The sequence below is a fragment of the Salinarimonas chemoclinalis genome (assembly GCF_041514305.1).
In the GTDB taxonomy this organism is placed as follows: domain Bacteria; phylum Pseudomonadota; class Alphaproteobacteria; order Rhizobiales; family Beijerinckiaceae; genus Salinarimonas; species Salinarimonas chemoclinalis.
In genome coordinates this window covers 250,451-266,764 of the sequence record NZ_JBGMWH010000001.1, presented here as the reverse complement: position 1 = coordinate 266,764, position 16,314 = coordinate 250,451, and the positions used below count along the sequence as shown (strand labels likewise).

Here is a 16,314-nt window from a genome sequence, read left to right as displayed (position 1 = left end):
TGCGCTCTCTCGGGTCGGTCGCGGAGTTTCGGGCGTCTCGGGGCGGGCGGTCGGCGCGCCGCGTCAGGCCGCGGCGGCGGTGGTCTCGGCCGGGCGCAGGCCCAGCATGTGGCAGATGGCATAGGCGAGTTCGGCGCGGTTCATCGTGTAGATGTGGAACTCGCTCACCCCGTTGGCGCGCAGGTCCGTGACCTGCTCGCAGGCGACCGCGGCGGCGACGAGCTTGCGGGTCTCGACGTCGTCGTCGAGCCCCTCGAAGCGCGCGGCCAGCCAGTCCGGGACGGACGCGCCCGTGCGCTTGGCGAAGCTCGCCGTCTGCTTGAAGTTCTGCACCGGCACGATGCCCGGCACGATCGGGATGCGGATCCCCCGCGCGCGGACGCGCTCCAGGTAGCGATAGTAGATGGCGTTGTCGAAGAAGAACTGCGTGATCGCCCGGGTGGCGCCCGCGTCGACCTTCTTCTCCAGCGCGTCGATGTCCGCGTCGAAGGTCGAGGCCTCGGGGTGCTTCTCGGGATAGGCCGAGACGGACACCTCGAAGTCGCCCACCTTGCGGATGCCGGCGACGAGGTCGCAGGCCTGGGCGTAGCCGCCCGGATGCGCCTCGTAGGCCGTGCCGGGCCCGCCGACGGGGTCGCCGCGCAGCGCCACGATGTGGCGCACGCCCGCCTCCCAATAGCCGCGCACGACCTCGTCCACCTCCTCGCGCGTCGCGGCGACGCAGGTGAGGTGGGCGGCGGGCTCGAGCTTCGTATCGCGCACGATGCGCGCCACCGTCGCGTGGGTGCGCTCGCGGGTCGAGCCGCCGGCGCCGTAGGTCACCGAGACGAAGCGGGGCGCGAGCGGCGCGAGCCGCTCGATCGAGGCCCAGAGCGTCTCGTCCATCGCCTCGGTCTTCGGCGGGAAGAACTCGAAGGAGACGTCGATGGCGGGGCGGGCGTTCGCGGGCGACATCAGGCGACCTCTCTGTCGTGCGTGCGGAACGGCATGTCGGTGATCCGGCGGCGATCGCGGCCGACCCACAGCGACACGGTGAGCGCGTCCCCCCCCGCGCGCGGCGGGGCGAGATCGCGATGGAGCGGGCAGTCGAGGCCGGCCTCGGCGAGCCAATGCGCGACCTGCTCGCGCGAAAAGCCGAGGCGGCGGTGGGCGTGGTCCGCGCGCAGGAATTCGAGATCGTGCGGCGCGAAATCGACGACCAGGAGCCGCCCGCCCGGCGCGACGAGGCGCGCGGCCTCGCGCAGGGCGCGCGCCGGGTCGTCCAGATAATGCAGGACCTGGTGGATGATCACGAGGTCGAAGGCGTTCGCCTCCACCGGCGGGGCGTGGATGTCGCCCTGGCGCAACTCGACGCCGCGCACGCCGGCCTTCTCCAGGTTCGCGCGCGCGACGGACAGCATGGCGTGGGAGGCGTCGAGCCCCACCGCGCGGCCGGCACGCGGGGCGAGCAGGCCGAGCATGCGCCCGGTGCCGGTGCCGAGATCGACGAGCGCGCGGATCGGCGCGTCGCCGAGCGCCGCCACGATCGCGGCCTCGACCTCGTCGGCGGGGGCGTGCAGGGAGCGCAGCCGGTCCCAGTCCGGCGCGAGTCGCGCGAAATAGGCCTGCGCCGCCTCGGCCCGGGCGGCGCGCACGGCGGCGAGCCGCTCGCGGTCGCCGGCGGCGGTGGCGTCGTCGGCGTCGAGCGCGTCGAGCAGCGGGCGCAGAAGCGCCGCCGCCGGATCCCGCTCCGCGAGGCGGAAGAAGGCCCACGCCCCCTCGCGGTGGCGCTCGACGAGGCCCGCCTCGACGAGGAGCTTGAGATGGCGCGAGATCCGCGGCTGCGACTGGCCGAGGATGTCCGTGAGGTCCGTGACCGAGAGCTCGCCCTGCGCCACGAGCGAGAGGATGCGCAGCCGCGTCTCCTCGCCCGCGGCGCGCAGCGCCGCCAGCGCGGCGGGCAGGGTCAGCATCGTCTCGATCTCGGCGCTCGGCATCGGCGTCTCCCCGGCGGGCGGACCATCATCGGTGCCCGCACCATAGCACCCTTCTCGGCGGAAAGGTAGATATAAAGATATCTTTATGTCAGATTTCCAGGGCGGGCAAGCGGAGAGTCCGCTGCGCGGGTCGCCCGCGAAGTCTCACCCGCGCGGCGCCGGCTCCTCCGCGCCGAAGCCGGCCGGGGCGCGGAGCAGCGTACGCAGGTCGCGCGTCACGACGTCCGCCCCCGCCTCCCGCAGCGCGGCGCCGTGGCCGGACGCCTCGTCCTCGCGATCGACGCCGACCACGAGCGCGAACCCGCCGGCGCGGGCGGCGGTGACCCCGGAGACCGCGTCCTCCACGACCATCGCGTGCTCGGGCCCGACGCCGAGCCGCCGCGCGGTCTCGACGAGGACGTCGGGCGCGGGCTTGCCCGGAAGGCCGGCCTCGTGGGCGGCGGTGCCGTCGATCGCGACGTCGAAGAGGTCGCGCACGCCCGCGCTCGCGAGCACCGCCGGCGCGTTGCGGCTCGCCGAGAAGATGCCGACCGCGATCCCGCGGGCCTTCAGCATCCGGATCAGGTCGATCGTATCCCCGTAGGCGGGGACGGGCGTCGCCGCGAGCCAGGCGCGAAAGCGCGCGTTCTTGGCGGCGGCGATGCCCTGGACGCTGTCGAGCCCCGCCTCCCCCGCCTCGCCTTCGGGCAGGGCGACGCCCCGCGCGGCGAGGAAGCCCCGCACGCCGGCGAGGCGCGGCACTCCGTCCACGTGGGCACGGTAGTCGCTCATGGCGAAGGGACGCGCCGCCGCGCCGGCGGCGTGGCGCGCCAGCACGGCGTCGAAGGTCTCCGCCCAGGCGTCGAAATGCGCCCGCGCGGTGTCGGTGACGACGCCGTCCATGTCGAGGATCGCCGCGTGGATCGACGCGTGGGCGCTGCCTGTCGTCGTCATCGTCCTGCCGCTCTCCCCCGCCGCTCAGCGGATCGCGAGTGCCTCTCCCGCGCCGAGCCCCACATCGAGCCCCTCGCCCGTCCGGCGCGCCTCGAGCCGCGCGCCGAGCGGCGCCGGCGTCCAGGGCGAGACCGCGCCGTCGGGCCAGACGACGCGGATTTCCGCGCCCTGCGCGTCGCCGAGCCCGAAATGCAGCGGCCCGGCGCGCCCACCGACGTGCCCGCCGCCGACGGTGACCTCCTGCACCTGGACCGTATCGGCGGCGCCCGCACGCACCTCGACGAACGCGCCGACGGCGAAGCCGTTCGGCCCCTCCTGGCGCGGCGTCACGGCGATCCACGCGCCGGTGCCCTCCGTCGTGTTCTGCCAGATCTCCAGCGGCGCCCTCCGGTTGACGACGACGAGGTCGAGGCGCCCGTCGCCGTCGAGGTCGACGAGCGCCGCGCCCCGCGCGCGATCGGTGGTGGCGACGCCCGCCTCCCCGGCGCGCTCGACGAAGGTGCCGTCGGGCGTCTGCATGAGCAGGTTGTTGGGGTCCTTCATGGCGTTCGACGGCATCTGGTCGACGTTGCCCTTGGCGATGAAGAGGTCCGCGCGCCCGTCGTTGTCGACGTCGCCGAACTCGGCGTGCCAGCCGGTGGAGGGGCGCCCGTCGTCGCCGAGGAAGGGCCGCTGGGCGTAGGTGCCGATGGAATAGGGGGCGTTCTCCCACCCGTCGCCGCGGTTGAGCTTCATCAGCTGGTCGCCCATCGAGGTGAGCATCACCTCCGGCAGCCCGTCGCCGGTGACGTCGCGGCTGGCGATGCCCATGCCCCACAGCGAGATCCGCGGCCAGCCGTCTGCGGCGACGCGCTCCTCCAGCGGATCGAGCCGCCACATCTGCTCCCAGCCGCCGCGGACGTAGTAGTGCCGGTCGTTCGAGACGCGCAGCTCGGGCGTGCCGGTGCGGCGCCAGTCCGAGAACAACATGGAGAGCGCGCAGAAGCCGGGCTCGAGCGGGATCGGCGTGGTGTACGCCGCGCCCTCGGGCCGGTGCAGCTCGTTGGCGTCGCAGGCCTCGAACGGGCCGTCGGGGTCGGCGCGGTCGACGTAGTTGCCGATCGCCAGCGTCGGGCGCGCCCGACGCGGCTCCCAGGTGGCGGAGAAGGCGGTCGACCAGTGATCCCCCGCCTCGAAGCCCCACGCCACGGTCGCGTCCTCGAAGCCGCAATCCGGCCCCCCCTTCAGGAGCAGGTTCGGCCCGACCCGCAGCACCGCGAGGTCGACGAGGCCATCCCCGTCGACATCGAGGGGGTAGGCGCCCGTGACGCCGGTCGGAGTCGGCGCGGAGGCGCCCTCGACGAAGCGGATCGGCGCGCCCGGGCCGTCGGTGACGTTGACGAGGAGCCGCGCCGGGTTCGTGCCGCCGGCGACGTAGAGGTCGGGCTTCCCGTCGCCGTTGCAGTCGAGCACCGCCACCCCGCCGCCGACGAAGTGCTCCCATCCGCCGTCGTAGACGTGCGGCGCGGGGAGATCGCCCGCACGATCGACGAAGCGCGGCTCGGCAGCCGCCGCCGGTACGGCGAGGAGCGCGAGGAGGAGGACGGCGAGCACACGAGCTCCCGCCCCCTCGGGGCGGGGACGATCCGCGCAGCGGATCAGGGGCGGGGTCCCCCGGCGCGACGTCGGCGGAGATTTCGGCTGCGCCGACGCGCCTGCCGGCGCACCCCCTCCGTCTCGTCGGCTGCGCCTCCGATCCACCGCCGCCGATGGGGGAGGAGCGAGCAACGTCGCGTTCGTCATGCCGGCGCGCCCTCCCGCGTGACGCCCGTGCCGAGCATCCCCTCCGTGACCGCCGACAGCGCGAGCGCCGCCGCGCCGTGAGCCCAGAGCAGATCGCCCCAGGCGTGGACCTCGATCGGCGGCAGCGGGCGGCTCGCGGGGAGGACGAGGCTGGAGAGCTCGGCCAGCGTGTCCGCGGCGTAGAGGTAGTCGTAGCGCATGCGCTCTCCCGAGAGGATGATCAGGTCGGGGTCGAACAGGTTGACGACGTTGGCGAGGCCGATGGCGAGATAGCGCCCGGCCCGGCGGAAGATCGAGCGCGCCGCGCCGTTGCCCGCCTTGGCGTGGTCGAACAGCGACTCGAGCACGACGCCCATCGGCCGCCCGTCGGCCCAGCTCCAGTCGAGCGCGGTCGTCGCCTCGCGGGCGAGCGCGTAGTCGGCGACGTAGGCCTCGAGGCAGCCGCGCTGGCCGCAGCGGCAGAGCGCGCCGTCGAGGTGGACCTTGGTGTGGCCGAGCTCGGTCCCGAGCCCCCGGGCGCCCCGGTAGAGCCGGTGGTTGACGACGAGGCCCATGCCCACCCCGTGCTCGATCGTCACCACCGCGAAGTCCGACAGGGCCCGCCCGGCACCGAACCACAGCTCGGCGAGCGCCACGAGGTTCGCGTCGTTGTCGACGTGGACCGGCAGGCCGAGCCGTTCCGCGACGGCGACGGCGAGCGGCACGTCGCGCTCGCGCAGCACCGGCGACCAGTGCACCACGCCCGCGGCGGCGTCGACGAAACCGGGCACGCCGAGTCCGACCGCGCTCAGATCCCCACGCGCGACGCCCGCCGCGGCGCAGACGCGCACGAGGAGCGCGTCCGCCGCCTCCAGCAGGTCCGGCAGGCTGCGGCCGCCGAGCCGCTCGGTCACGCTCGCGGAGGCGACGAGGCGGCCGGCGAGGTCGACGACGACCGCCGTGTGCTCGCGGTCGGAGATCTTGATGCCGGCGACGTGACGCGCGTGCGGCCGCACGCCGAGCGCCACCGGCGGGCGCCCGCGACCCGCCGCGTCGCCGTCGCGGGAGACGGCGACCTCCTCGATCAGTCCCGCCTCCATCAGCTCGGACGTGACCGCTGTGACGCTGGCGGGGCTCACCCCGAGATCCTTGGCGATCTGCACCCGCGCGAGCGTGCCGGCGGAGCGGATGCGCTCGAACACCTGCTGGCGCAGCGGCCGCTGGCCCTCGGCGAGGGGGCGCAGCAGCGGGCCGACGCCCTGGCGCTCCTCTTCGCTGCGAACGGCGACGGCATCGGCCCGCATTAATTACCACTCCTGAACTAAAGTCACACCTCGGGACGCCACGTCTTGGGCGATTGTATCGATTTTTGTGCAGTGCGGGAAAAACCGACCGCATTCGTCGAAGGACGAACACGATGGAGCGCCATTTTTATTTTGACAACTGAAATTATCCGCGACAGTCTGCGCGGCACGGCGCAAGGCCGGACGCGGCCCGGCAAGGGTCGCGCGCTACGGGAGGAAACGCGATGCGCAAGTTCGCACCCACGAAATTCGTGCTCATGGCCGCGGTCGCCGCGGTCGGCTTCGCCGGGGCCGCTCACGCCCAGGACCAGATTACCGTCGGCGTGAGCTGGTCGAACTTCCAGGAGGAGCGCTGGAAGACCGACGAGGCGGCCATCCGCGCCGCGCTCGAGGCCGCCGGCGCGCAGTACGTCTCGGCCGATGCCCAATCGTCCTCGGCCAAGCAGCTCTCCGACATCGAGAGCCTGATCGCCCAGGGCGTCGACGCGCTCATCATTCTGGCGCAGGATTCGCAGGCGATCGGCCCGGCCGTGCAGGCCGCCGCCGACGAGGGCATTCCGGTCGTCGGCTACGACCGCCTGATCGAGGACCCGCGCGCCTTCTACCTGACCTTCGACAACGTCGAGGTCGGGCGCATGCAGGCCCGCGCGGTGCTGGCGGCCCAGCCCGAGGGCAATTACGTCATGATCAAGGGCTCGCCCACCGACCCGAACGCGGACTTCCTGCGCGGTGGCCAGCAGGAGGTGCTCCAGGAGGCGATCGACGCCGGGCGCATCACGATCGTCGGCGAGGCCTACACCGACGGCTGGCTCCCGGCCAACGCCCAGCGCAACATGGAGCAGATCCTCACCGCGCAGAACAACGAGGTCGACGCGGTCGTGGCCTCTAACGACGGCACCGCCGGCGGCGCGGTCGCGGCGCTGACGGCCCAGGGCCTCGACGGCACGGTCCCCGTGTCGGGCCAGGACGGCGATCACGCCGCCCTCAACCGGATCGCCCGTGGAACGCAGACCGTGTCGGTGTGGAAGGACGCACGCGATCTGGGCCGCGAGGCCGGCGAGATCGCGGTCGCCATGGCGCGCGGCGCCGAGATGTCGGCGGTCGAGGGCGCCGAGGAGTGGACCTCGCCGAGCGGCACGACGCTGTGGGCGAAGTTCCTCGAGCCCATGCCGATCACCCAGGAGAACCTCGACGTCGTCGTCGATGCCGGCTGGATCACCCGCGACGCGCTCTGCCAGGGCGTCGACGACGGTCCCTCGCCCTGCAACTGATCCGCGACGACACGCACCGCGCCGCCTCCCGCGAGGCGCCCCGCTCCGGCGGGGCGCCTTCGGCCCGGGCCGCGCGGGCGCGACCGTCGACGACATAGTCGCCCCTCCGCGAAGGACGCGCCGATGACCGCAGCCACCGCCCAGGCCCCCGCGACACCCAAGAAGAAGAGCGTCTTCGCCGCCCTGGAGATCGACACGCGCCTTCTCGGCATGATCGGCGCCTTCCTGGTCCTGTGCCTCGCCTTCAATTTCGTCACCGACGGGCGCTTCCTCACCCCGCGCAATATCTTCAACCTGACGATCCAGACCGTCTCGGTCGCCATCATGGCGACCGGCATGGTCTTCATCATCGTCACGCGCCACATCGACCTCTCGGTCGGCTCGCTGCTCGCCACCTGCTCGGCGGTGATGGCGGTGGCGCAGACGGCGATCCTGCCGGGCCTGCTGGGCGTCGGGCTCGACAGCCCGATGGTCGCGGCGCTGGCGGTTGTCGTCGGCCTGATGACCGGCACCGCGATCGGCGCCTTCCAGGGCTGGCTCGTCGGCTACCTCGTGATCCCCGCCTTCATCGTCACGCTCGGCGGGCTGCTCGTGTGGCGCAACGTCGCCTGGTACCTCACGAGCGGCCAGACGATCGGGCCCTTGAACGAGACCTACCTGCTCTTCGGCGGCATCAACGGCACGCTGGGCGAGACGCTGTCCTGGGCCTTCGCCCTCGTCGCCACCGTGGCGGCGCTGTGGGCGCTGGTCGCCACGAGGCGAGACAAGGTCGCCCACGAGATGCCGGTGAAGCCGCTCTGGGCCGAGGGCGCCATCGGCCTGCTGATCGCGGTGACGATCTTCGGCTTCGTCGCGCTCCTCGTCGCCTACCAGATCCCCTCGGGGCGGCTGGAGCGCATGTTCGCGGCCCGCGGCGAGGTGATGCCGGAGGGCTTCTCGCAGGGATACGGCATCCCGATATCGGTACTGATGCTCATCGTGCTGGCGGTCGTCATGACCGTCGTCTCCCGCAAGACGCGCTTCGGCCGTTACGTCTTCGCCACCGGCGGCAACCCGGACGCCGCGGAGCTGTCGGGCATCAACACACGGATGCTCACCGTCAAGGTGTTCGCGCTGATGGGCTTCCTGTGCGCGCTCTCGGCGGTCGTCGCTTCCGCGCGCCTGACGAACCACACCAACGACATCGGCACGCTCGACGAGCTGCGCGTCATCGCCGCCGCCGTCATCGGCGGGACGGCGCTCTCGGGCGGCGTCGGCACGATCTACGGCGCGATCCTCGGGGCCCTGATCATGCAGTCGCTCCAATCGGGGATGGCGATGGTGGGAGTCGACGCGCCCTTCCAGAACATCGTCGTGGGCATGGTGCTCGTCGTCGCCGTGCTCGTCGACATCCTCTATCGCAAGCGCACGGGAGGGAAGGGATGAGCGCCGATCGCGGGACACCCCTCGTCGAGATGCGCGACATCTCGCTCGCCTTCGGCGGCATCCAGGCTGTCGACCACGTCACCGTCGACCTCTATCCCGGCGAGGTCGTCGGACTGCTCGGCCACAACGGCGCGGGCAAGTCCACGCTGATCAAGTGCCTCTCGGGCGCCTACCGGATGGATTCCGGTGAGATCCGGATCAACGGCGAGACGGTCGAGATCAACAATCCCCGCGACGCGCGCCGGCACAACATCGAGACGATCTACCAGACGCTCGCGCTCGCCGACAACCTCGACGCCTCCGCCAACCTCTTCCTGGGACGCGAGCTCACGAACGCGATCGGCATGATCGACGAGGCGCAGATGGAGTCCGAGACGCGCAAGATCATGGGCCGGCTCAACCCGAACTTCCGCAAGTTCTCCGCCCCCGTCTCGGCGCTCTCGGGCGGGCAGCGGCAGTCGGTCGCGATCGCGCGGGCGGTCTACTTCAACGCCAGGATCCTGATCATGGACGAGCCGACCGCGGCGCTCGGGCCGCAGGAGACACGCATGGTCGCCGAACTCATCGACGAGCTCAAGCGCCAGGGGCTCGGCATCTTCCTGATCGATCACGACATCCATCAGGTCAAGGAGCTCTGCGACCGCGCCGCCGTGATGAAGAACGGCGCGCTCGTCGGCATCGTGAACGTCGCGGACGTCACCGAGGACGACCTGCTCGGCATGATCATCGCGGGCAAGCGCCCCGAGCATCTCGCCGCCTGAGCGGCGGCGCGGCGGACCCCTGCGGCACGAAGAGGCGGCGCAACATGCAGGTCATCGGGCTCGATCTCGGCACGTCCGGGCTCAAGGGCGTCCTCGTCGGCGAGGACCAGGCCGTCCTCGCCGAGGCGACGGCGCCGCTCGCGGTGTCGCGCCCGCGGGAGGGCTGGTCCGAACAGAACCCGACGGATTGGCTCGCCGCCGCCGAGAGCGTCATGGACGCGCTCGCGCGGCACGGGCTGTCCGACGTGCGCGGCATCGGCCTCTCCGGCCAGATGCACGGCGCGACGCTGCTCGACGCCGCCGACGAGGTGCTTCGCCCCTGCATCCTGTGGAACGACGGGCGTTCGCATGCCGAGGCCGCCGCGCTCGACGCCGACCCGCGCTTTCGCGCGACGACCGGCAACATCGTCTTTCCCGGCTTCACCGCGCCCAAGCTCGCCTGGGTGGCGCGGCGGGAGCCCGGCGTGTTCGAGAAGGTGGCCAAGGTGCTCCTGCCCAAGGACTACCTGCGCCTCTGGCTCACCGGCGAGCACGTCGCCGAGATGTCGGACGCCGCCGGCACGAGCTGGCTCGACACCGGCGCGCGCGACTGGTCGGACGATCTCCTCGCGGCGACGGGCCTGTCGCGCGCGCACATGCCCCGCCTCGTCGAGGGCTCGGAGGTCTCGGGGCGGCTGCGCCCCGCGCTCGCCGCCCGCTGGGGCCTCGCGGAGGGCGTCGTCGTCGCCGGCGGCGGCGGCGACAATGCGGCGTCCGGCGTCGGCGCGGGGGTGGTGAAGGCCGGCGAGGCCTTCGTCTCGCTGGGCACCTCGGGCGTGCTCTTCGCGGCCGCGGAGGGCTATGCGCCGGCTCCCGAGACCGCCGTGCACACGTTCTGCCACGCGCTGCCGAATGCCTGGCACCAGATGGGCGTCGTCCTCGCGGCCACCGACGCTCTCGAGTGGTACGCCCGCCTCGTCGGCGCGGACGCGGCGACGCTCACCGGGGGCCTCGGCGCGCCGAAGAGGCCCGGGCGAACCCTGTTCCTGCCGTATCTCGGCGGGGAGCGCACGCCGCTCAACGACGCCGGCATCCGCGGCGCCTTCCTCGGCCTCGAGCACGAGACCGATCGCGAGGCCGGCACCCGCGCCGTCCTCGACGGCGTCGCCTTCGCGCTCAGGGACTGCCGCGACGCCCTCGCGGCGACCGGCACCCGCATCGACCGGCTGATCGCGCTCGGCGGCGGCAGCCGCTCCGAGACCTGGCTCGCGACGATCGCCACCGCCCTCGACGTGCCGGTCGACGTCCCCGCCGCCGGCGATTTCGGCGCGGCCTTCGGCGCCGCCCGCCTCGCGCTCATGGCGGCGACCGGAGCAGGGCCGGAGATCGCCGGCCCTCCGCCGATCGCCCGACGAATCACTCCGGACGCCGATCTCGGCGCCGCCTACGACGACGCGCACGCGCGCTACGGCGCCGCCGCGCGAGCCATCGGGAGCTTCTGATGACCGACTTCTTCGCCGGAATCGACAAGGTCCGCTACGCCGGGCCCGACAGCGACGCGGAGCTCGCCTTCCGCTGGTACGACCCGGACCGGGTCGTCATGGGCAAGCGGCTCGAGGACCACCTGCGCTTCGCGGTCGCCTACTGGCACTCCTTCGCCTGGCCGGGCGGCGACCCGTTCGGTGGCCAGACCTTCGAGCGGCCGTGGTTCGGGGACGGTATGCAGGCGGCGAAGACGAAGGCCGACGTCGCCTTCCGCCTGTTCGAGATCCTCGACGTCCCCTTCTTCTGCTTCCACGACGCGGACGTGCGCCCCGAGGGCGCCACCTTCGCCGAAAGCCGGCGCAATCTCGAGGAGATCGTCGACTACTTCGCAGCCAAGATGGAGACGTCGAAGACGAAGCTGCTCTGGGGCACGGCGAACCTGTTCTCGCACCGCCGCTTCATGGCGGGCGCGGCGACGAACCCCGATCCCGACGTCTTCGCCTACGCGGCGGCGACAGTGAAGTCCTGCATGGACGCCACCCACCGGCTCGGCGGGCGGAACTACGTGCTCTGGGGCGGTCGCGAGGGCTACGAGACGCTGCTCAACACCGATCTCGGCCGTGAGAGCGAGCAGGCGGGGCGGTTCCTGTCGATGGTCGTCGACTACAAGCACAGGATCGGCTTCTCTGGCACGATCCTGATCGAGCCCAAGCCCCAGGAGCCGACGAAGCACCAGTACGACTACGACGTCGCCACGGTGTACGGCTTCCTGAAGCGCTTCGGGCTCGAGGGCGAGGTCAAGGTCAACATCGAGCAGGGCCACGCCATCCTCGCCGGCCATTCCTTCGAGCACGAGATCGCGCTCGCCGCGAGCCTGGGCATCTTCGGCTCGATCGACATGAACCGTAACGACTACCAGTCGGGCTGGGACACGGACCAGTTCCCGAACAGCGCGCCCGAGGTGGCGCTCGCCTATTACGAGATCCTGCGCGCCGGTGGCTTCACCACGGGCGGCACGAACTTCGACGCCAAGCTGCGCCGCCAGTCGCTCGACCCAGTCGACCTCGTCGCCGCCCATGTCGGCGGCATGGACGTGTGCGCCCGCGGCCTGATCGCCGCCGCCGCCATGCTCGAGGACGGCGGGCTCGAGCGCATGCGCGCCGAGCGCTACGCGGGCTGGGACCGGCCGGAAGCGAAGGCGATGCTGTCCTCCGACCTCGCCGCGATCGCCGCACGGGTGGAAGCCGATGGCCTCGATCCGCAGCCGCGCTCGGGCCGGCAGGAGCGGCTGGAAAACTGGGTGAACCGGTTCGTGTGACGGGAGGCGGGGATGGATGACGGCCGCGACGGACTCTCCTTCCCTGTAGGGGAAGGTGGCTCGGCGAAGCCGAGACGGATGGGGCGCGCGCAGCGCGTTCGGCGAAGCCGAAACGTCGGCGCGTTACCGGACACCGAGGTTTCCGCTGCGCGGAACACGCCTGCGGCGTGCCCCATCCGTCCCGTCGCTTCGCGCCGGTCCACCTTCCCCTACAGGGAAGGAGGGAGCATCGCACCGCTCGCCGCCCTCCTGCTCGTCGCGTCCCCTACCCTGGCCCTCGACCTCCCCCGCGCGCCGACCGATGCCGATTACCGCCCCGTCTCCCGCGCGGAGGCCGAGCTCGGCCGGCTGCTGTTCTGGGACCCGATCCTGTCGGGCAACCGCAACATCTCCTGCGGCACCTGCCATCACCCGAGGTTCGCCACCTCCGACGGACTCTCTCTCGGCATGGGCGAGGGCGGGACCGGGCTCGGACCCGAGCGCGTCGTCGATCCGGAGAACCCGCCCGAGCAGCGCATCCCGCGCAATGCTCCCGCACTGTTCAACCTCGGCGCCCGGGAGTTCACCGTCATGTTCCACGACGGGCGGATCGAGGAGGACCCGTCGCGCCCGTCCGGCCTGCGCACGCCGCTCGAGGACGAGATGGTCGCGGGCTTCGCCACGCTGCTGTCGGCGCAGACCATGTTCCCCGTGCTCTCCCCGGACGAGATGGCCGGGCATTATTCCGAGAACGAGATCTCGCGCGCGGTGCGCCAGGGCCTGATCACCGGCGAGGGCGGGGCCTGGGACCTGATCTCCGAGCGGGTCGCGGCGATCCCGGAATACCAGGGGATGTTCGAGGCGACCTATCCCGAGATCGCGGCGGGGCGCGCCGTCGCCTTCACCGACATCTCGAACGCCATCGGCGCCTTCGTCGAACTCGAATGGCGCTCCGACGCCTCGCCCTTCGACGCCTGGCTACGCGGCGAGGCCCCCCTCCCCGCGCGGGCCCGGGCCGGCATGGACCTGTTCTACGGCGAGGCCGGTTGCGCCGCCTGCCATGCCGGCCCGTTCCAGACCGACCACGGCTTCCACGCCATGGGCGCGCCGCAGCTCGGCCCCGGCAAGGCCGAGCGCTTCGAGAGCCATGCCCGCGACGTCGGCCGCATGCGCGTGACCAACGACCCCGCCGACGCCTACGCCTTCCGCACCCCCTCGCTGCGCAACGTCGCGCGCACGGGGCCGTGGGGCCATGCCGGGGGGCATTCGGATCTCGCCGGCTTCCTGCGCTTCCACGCGGACCCCGCTGCCGGCCTCGCCGCCTACGCCCCCGACGCGACCCTCCCCGCCTTCGAGCCGGCCAAGCCCGATTTCGCCGCGCTGGAGGACCCGACGGAGACCGCCGCCATCGGCGCCGCGGTCGCCTCCCGGCCGGGCCGAGCCCTCGCCGCAGAGGAGATCGAGGCCCTCCTCGCCTTCCTCGAGAGCCTCACCGACGAGGCCGCGATCGCCGGCCGGCTCGGCATCCCAGAGCGCGTGCCGAGCGGGCTGCCGGTGGACCGATAGGCTGGTCGTCCCCTCTCCCCTCGTGCACCGCTCCCGATCCGGGCAGTGCATGCGATCGCGCCGCCCGCGGCACGCTCTCTGCTACGCTCGCTCCGGCGCGGCGCGGCGGGCAGGAGGACGGCATGCGGATCGGATCGATCGGGCTCGGGGCGATGGGGCGGCCGATGGCCGAGCGGCTCGCCGCCGCGGGGCACGCGGTGGCAGGGCTCGACCGCGATCCGGCCCGCCGTGCCGTCGGCGTAACGCCTGCGGAGAATCTCGCGGAGGTCGTCGCGGGCGCCGACGCGCTCCTCCTGTCGCTCCCGGACAGCCCGGCGGTGGAGGCCGTGATGGAGGGCGTCCTCGCGGCGGCCGCGCCCGGGCTCCTCGTGGTCGACACCTCCACCGCCGATCCGCTCTCGACGCGCGCGATCCAGGCCCGTGCGGCCGAGCGGGGCGTCGCCTTCGTGGACGCGCCGGTCTCGGGCGGCGCGACGGGCGCGGCCGAGGGGCGGCTGCTGGCCATGCTCGGCGGCCGCGACGCCGATCTCGCGCGCGCCGAGGCGCTGCTCGCGCCGCTGACGCGGCAGGTCGTGCGCTGCGGCGGGCCCGGCGCGGGGAACGTGGCGAAGCTCGTCAACAACCTGCTCTGCTCGGCGCATCTGCTGCTCGCAGGAGAGGCGCTGGCGCTCGGCGAGGCGGCGGGAATCGCCCCCCGGGCGCTCGCCGCCGTGCTCGCGGCCGGCTCCGGACGCTCGGCGGCCATCGAGACGAACCTGCCGACCTGGGTGCTCTCCGGCACCTACGACAGCGGCTTCACCATGGGGCTGATGGCGAAGGACGTGCGCCTCGCCCGCGCGCTCGGCGAGGCGGTCGACGCGCTCGGGCCGCTCTCGCGGGAGGCCGCGGCGACGGTGGCGCGCGGCGAGGCGCGCTTCGGCGCGGCGGCGGACTTCAACCGGCTGGTCGATCTCGGACGGGGAGAGGCGTGATGCGCGCGGACATCCTGGCGAAGCACTGGTCGGGGCCGATCGGCAGCCTGATCGACGGCGCGATCGTGCCCGGCGAAGGCGCGCCGATCGGGCTCGTGTGTCCCGCCACCGAGGAGCCGCTCGCGACCTATGCCGACGCCGGCGCCGCGATCGCGGCCCGCGCGCACGCCGCCGCGGAGCGCGGCGGCGCGGCGTGGCGGGCGCTCGCGGCCTCGAAGCGCGGCGAGATCCTGATGCGCGCCGCCGACCTCGTCGCGCGCGACGCGGAGGCGCTGGCGACCGTCGAGGCGCTCGTCGCCGGCAAGCCGATCCGCGACGCGCGGGCGGAGGCCGGGCGGGTGGCGGAGATGTTCCGGTACTACGCCGGCTTCGCCGACAAGATCGAGGGCCGCGTCGTACCCGTCGCCTCGGGGCACCTGACCCTGGTCACGCCCGAGCCGCTCGGCACGATCGTGCAGATCACGCCCTGGAACGCCCCGCTCTTCACGGCGGGCTGGCAGCTCGCCCCGGCGCTCGCCGCCGGCAACGCGGCGATCCTCAAGCCGTCGGAATGGACGCCCGTCACCTCGCTCATGCTCGGCCGCCTCCTGATCGAGGCGGGTGTGCCGGCGGGCGCGGTCGGCGTCGTCGCCGGCTTCGGGCACACGGCGGGCGCCGCGCTCGTCTCCGATCCGCGCTGCGGCAAGGCTGTGTTCGTGGGCTCGGTGCCGAGCGGGCGCAAGGTCGCTGCGCTCGCCGCCGCGGCGGGGCGGCCCTCCCTGTTGGAGCTCGGCGGCAAGTCGGCCATGGTGGTCTTCGCCGACGCCGATCTCGCCGGCGCCGCCACCTGCGCGCAGGGCGCGATCTTCGCCGCCGCCGGGCAGAGCTGCACCGCCGGCTCGCGGCTCCTGGTCGAGCGGCCCGTCTACGAGCGGGTGCTGAGCTGGCTCGTCGAGGGTGCCGCGAAGCTGCGCGTCGGCGATCCGCTCGATCCGGCGACCGAGGTCGGGCCGCTGCAGAACGCACGGCAATACGCGAGCGTGCGTGCCGCCATCGCCGCCGCGCGGGACGCCGGAGCGCGGCTCGTGCTGGGCGGCGGGCGACCGGCGGCGCTGGGCGAGGGCCCCGGCTACTTCGTCGCGCCGACCATCTTCGCCGACGTCGCGCCGGAGATGCCCATCGCGCGCGAGGAGATCTTCGGCCCGGTCCTCGCCGTGATCCCCTTCGAGGGCGAGGAGGAGGCGGTCGCGCTCGCCAACGCGACCGAGTTCGACCTCGCCGGCGCCGTCTGGTCCCGCGACGGCGCCAAGGCCCTGCGGGTGGCCCGCCGCCTGCGGGCGGGCTCGGTGTGGGTGAACGGCTACCGCACGCTCTCCGTCCAGGCCCCGTTCGGCGGCATGCGCGGCTCCGGCTTCGGCCGCTCGTCGGGCGCCGAGGTCATGGCGGAGTACACCCAGGCGAAGAGCCTGTGGATCGAGACGGCGGAAAGCCCGGTGTTGGCGTTCGGGTATGCGCCCGGCACGATCGACCGTCGGGGCACCACAGGTGGCAACCCGGTACAAGATTGACATACGTCCTGAATGCAATATGAGATGTCGATCGACCA

13 protein-coding genes are annotated in these 16,314 nt (G+C 73.0%); 8 read left to right on the top strand and 5 right to left on the bottom strand.

Annotated elements, in window-relative coordinates:
• Window positions 1-63: 63 nt before the first annotated feature.
• The 5 genes from metF to AB9M23_RS01250 form a co-directional block, all read right to left on the bottom strand.
• Window positions 64-954 (bottom strand): methylenetetrahydrofolate reductase [NAD(P)H], encoded by an 891-nt coding sequence (gene metF / locus AB9M23_RS01270; RefSeq protein ID WP_372421834.1) that lies wholly within the window; start codon window positions 952-954, stop codon window positions 64-66.
• Window positions 954-1,976 carry an ArsR/SmtB family transcription factor gene (locus AB9M23_RS01265; protein ID WP_372421833.1) on the bottom strand — a complete coding sequence of 341 codons (1,023 nt, stop codon included), beginning with the start codon at window positions 1,974-1,976 and terminating at the stop codon, window positions 954-956. The genes metF and AB9M23_RS01265 overlap by 1 nt, the downstream gene beginning before the upstream one ends.
• Before the next feature lie 144 nt (window positions 1,977-2,120).
• Window positions 2,121-2,909, bottom strand: coding sequence for an HAD family hydrolase (locus AB9M23_RS01260; protein ID WP_372421831.1), 789 nt, complete (start codon window positions 2,907-2,909; stop codon window positions 2,121-2,123).
• A gap of 24 nt (window positions 2,910-2,933) precedes the next feature.
• Window positions 2,934-4,502 carry a CRTAC1 family protein gene (locus AB9M23_RS01255; protein WP_372421829.1) on the bottom strand — a complete coding sequence of 523 codons (1,569 nt, stop codon included), beginning with the start codon at window positions 4,500-4,502 and terminating at the stop codon, window positions 2,934-2,936.
• 185 nt (window positions 4,503-4,687) lie between these two features.
• Entirely contained in the window at window positions 4,688-5,974 is a 1,287-nt protein-coding gene (locus AB9M23_RS01250; protein WP_372421827.1) for an ROK family transcriptional regulator, read from the bottom strand.
• A gap of 224 nt (window positions 5,975-6,198) precedes the next feature.
• Here AB9M23_RS01250 and xylF point away from each other — a divergent pair, with 224 nt between their 5' ends.
• The 8 genes from xylF (at window position 6,199) to AB9M23_RS01210 (ending at window position 16,276) form a co-directional block, all read left to right on the top strand.
• Window positions 6,199-7,245, top strand: a complete 1,047-nt coding sequence (gene xylF, locus AB9M23_RS01245) for a D-xylose ABC transporter substrate-binding protein (protein WP_372421825.1) — start codon at window positions 6,199-6,201, stop codon at window positions 7,243-7,245.
• 123 nt (window positions 7,246-7,368) lie between these two features.
• Window positions 7,369-8,670, top strand: a complete 1,302-nt coding sequence (locus AB9M23_RS01240; protein ID WP_372421824.1) for a sugar ABC transporter permease — start codon at window positions 7,369-7,371, stop codon at window positions 8,668-8,670.
• On the top strand, window positions 8,667-9,431 hold the full coding sequence (locus AB9M23_RS01235) for an ATP-binding cassette domain-containing protein (RefSeq protein ID WP_372421822.1): 765 nt from the start codon (window positions 8,667-8,669) through the stop codon (window positions 9,429-9,431). The genes AB9M23_RS01240 and AB9M23_RS01235 overlap by 4 nt, the downstream gene beginning before the upstream one ends.
• Before the next feature lie 44 nt (window positions 9,432-9,475).
• Complete coding sequence (xylB, locus tag AB9M23_RS01230) at window positions 9,476-10,912, top strand: xylulokinase (RefSeq protein ID WP_372421820.1); 1,437 nt, start codon at window positions 9,476-9,478, stop codon at window positions 10,910-10,912.
• The gene (gene xylA / locus AB9M23_RS01225) at window positions 10,912-12,213 is read left to right on the top strand and encodes a xylose isomerase (protein WP_372421818.1); all 1,302 of its coding nucleotides are present in this window, start codon (window positions 10,912-10,914) and stop codon (window positions 12,211-12,213) included. Before xylB ends, xylA begins: the two co-directional genes overlap by 1 nt.
• A 78-nt stretch (window positions 12,214-12,291) precedes the next feature.
• Window positions 12,292-13,758, top strand: a complete 1,467-nt coding sequence (locus AB9M23_RS01220) for a cytochrome-c peroxidase (RefSeq protein ID WP_372422600.1) — start codon at window positions 12,292-12,294, stop codon at window positions 13,756-13,758.
• The gene (locus AB9M23_RS01215; protein ID WP_372422598.1) at window positions 13,755-14,729 is read left to right on the top strand and encodes an NAD(P)-dependent oxidoreductase; all 975 of its coding nucleotides are present in this window, start codon (window positions 13,755-13,757) and stop codon (window positions 14,727-14,729) included. Before AB9M23_RS01220 ends, AB9M23_RS01215 begins: the two co-directional genes overlap by 4 nt.
• Complete coding sequence (locus tag AB9M23_RS01210) at window positions 14,729-16,276, top strand: aldehyde dehydrogenase family protein (protein WP_372421817.1); 1,548 nt, start codon at window positions 14,729-14,731, stop codon at window positions 16,274-16,276. The genes AB9M23_RS01215 and AB9M23_RS01210 overlap by 1 nt, the downstream gene beginning before the upstream one ends.
• Window positions 16,277-16,314 lie beyond the last annotated feature (38 nt).

Excerpts from the sequence above, each read along its gene's own strand:
- AB9M23_RS01220 (WP_372422600.1), top strand. The coding sequence starts at position 12,292 with ATGGGGCGCGCGCAGCGCGTTCGGCGAAGCCGAAACGTCGGCGCGTTA.
- xylF (WP_372421825.1), top strand. The coding sequence starts at position 6,199 with ATGCGCAAGTTCGCACCCACGAAATTCGTGCTCATGGCCGCGGTCGCC.
- xylA (WP_372421818.1), top strand. The coding sequence starts at position 10,912 with ATGACCGACTTCTTCGCCGGAATCGACAAGGTCCGCTACGCCGGGCCC.
- AB9M23_RS01210 (WP_372421817.1), top strand. The coding sequence starts at position 14,729 with ATGCGCGCGGACATCCTGGCGAAGCACTGGTCGGGGCCGATCGGCAGC.
- metF (WP_372421834.1), bottom strand. The coding sequence starts at position 954 with ATGTCGCCCGCGAACGCCCGCCCCGCCATCGACGTCTCCTTCGAGTTC.
- AB9M23_RS01260 (WP_372421831.1), bottom strand. The coding sequence starts at position 2,909 with ATGACGACGACAGGCAGCGCCCACGCGTCGATCCACGCGGCGATCCTC.
- xylB (WP_372421820.1), top strand. The coding sequence starts at position 9,476 with ATGCAGGTCATCGGGCTCGATCTCGGCACGTCCGGGCTCAAGGGCGTC.
- AB9M23_RS01240 (WP_372421824.1), top strand. The coding sequence starts at position 7,369 with ATGACCGCAGCCACCGCCCAGGCCCCCGCGACACCCAAGAAGAAGAGC.
- AB9M23_RS01265 (WP_372421833.1), bottom strand. The coding sequence starts at position 1,976 with ATGCCGAGCGCCGAGATCGAGACGATGCTGACCCTGCCCGCCGCGCTG.
- AB9M23_RS01250 (WP_372421827.1), bottom strand. The coding sequence starts at position 5,974 with ATGCGGGCCGATGCCGTCGCCGTTCGCAGCGAAGAGGAGCGCCAGGGC.
- AB9M23_RS01235 (WP_372421822.1), top strand. The coding sequence starts at position 8,667 with ATGAGCGCCGATCGCGGGACACCCCTCGTCGAGATGCGCGACATCTCG.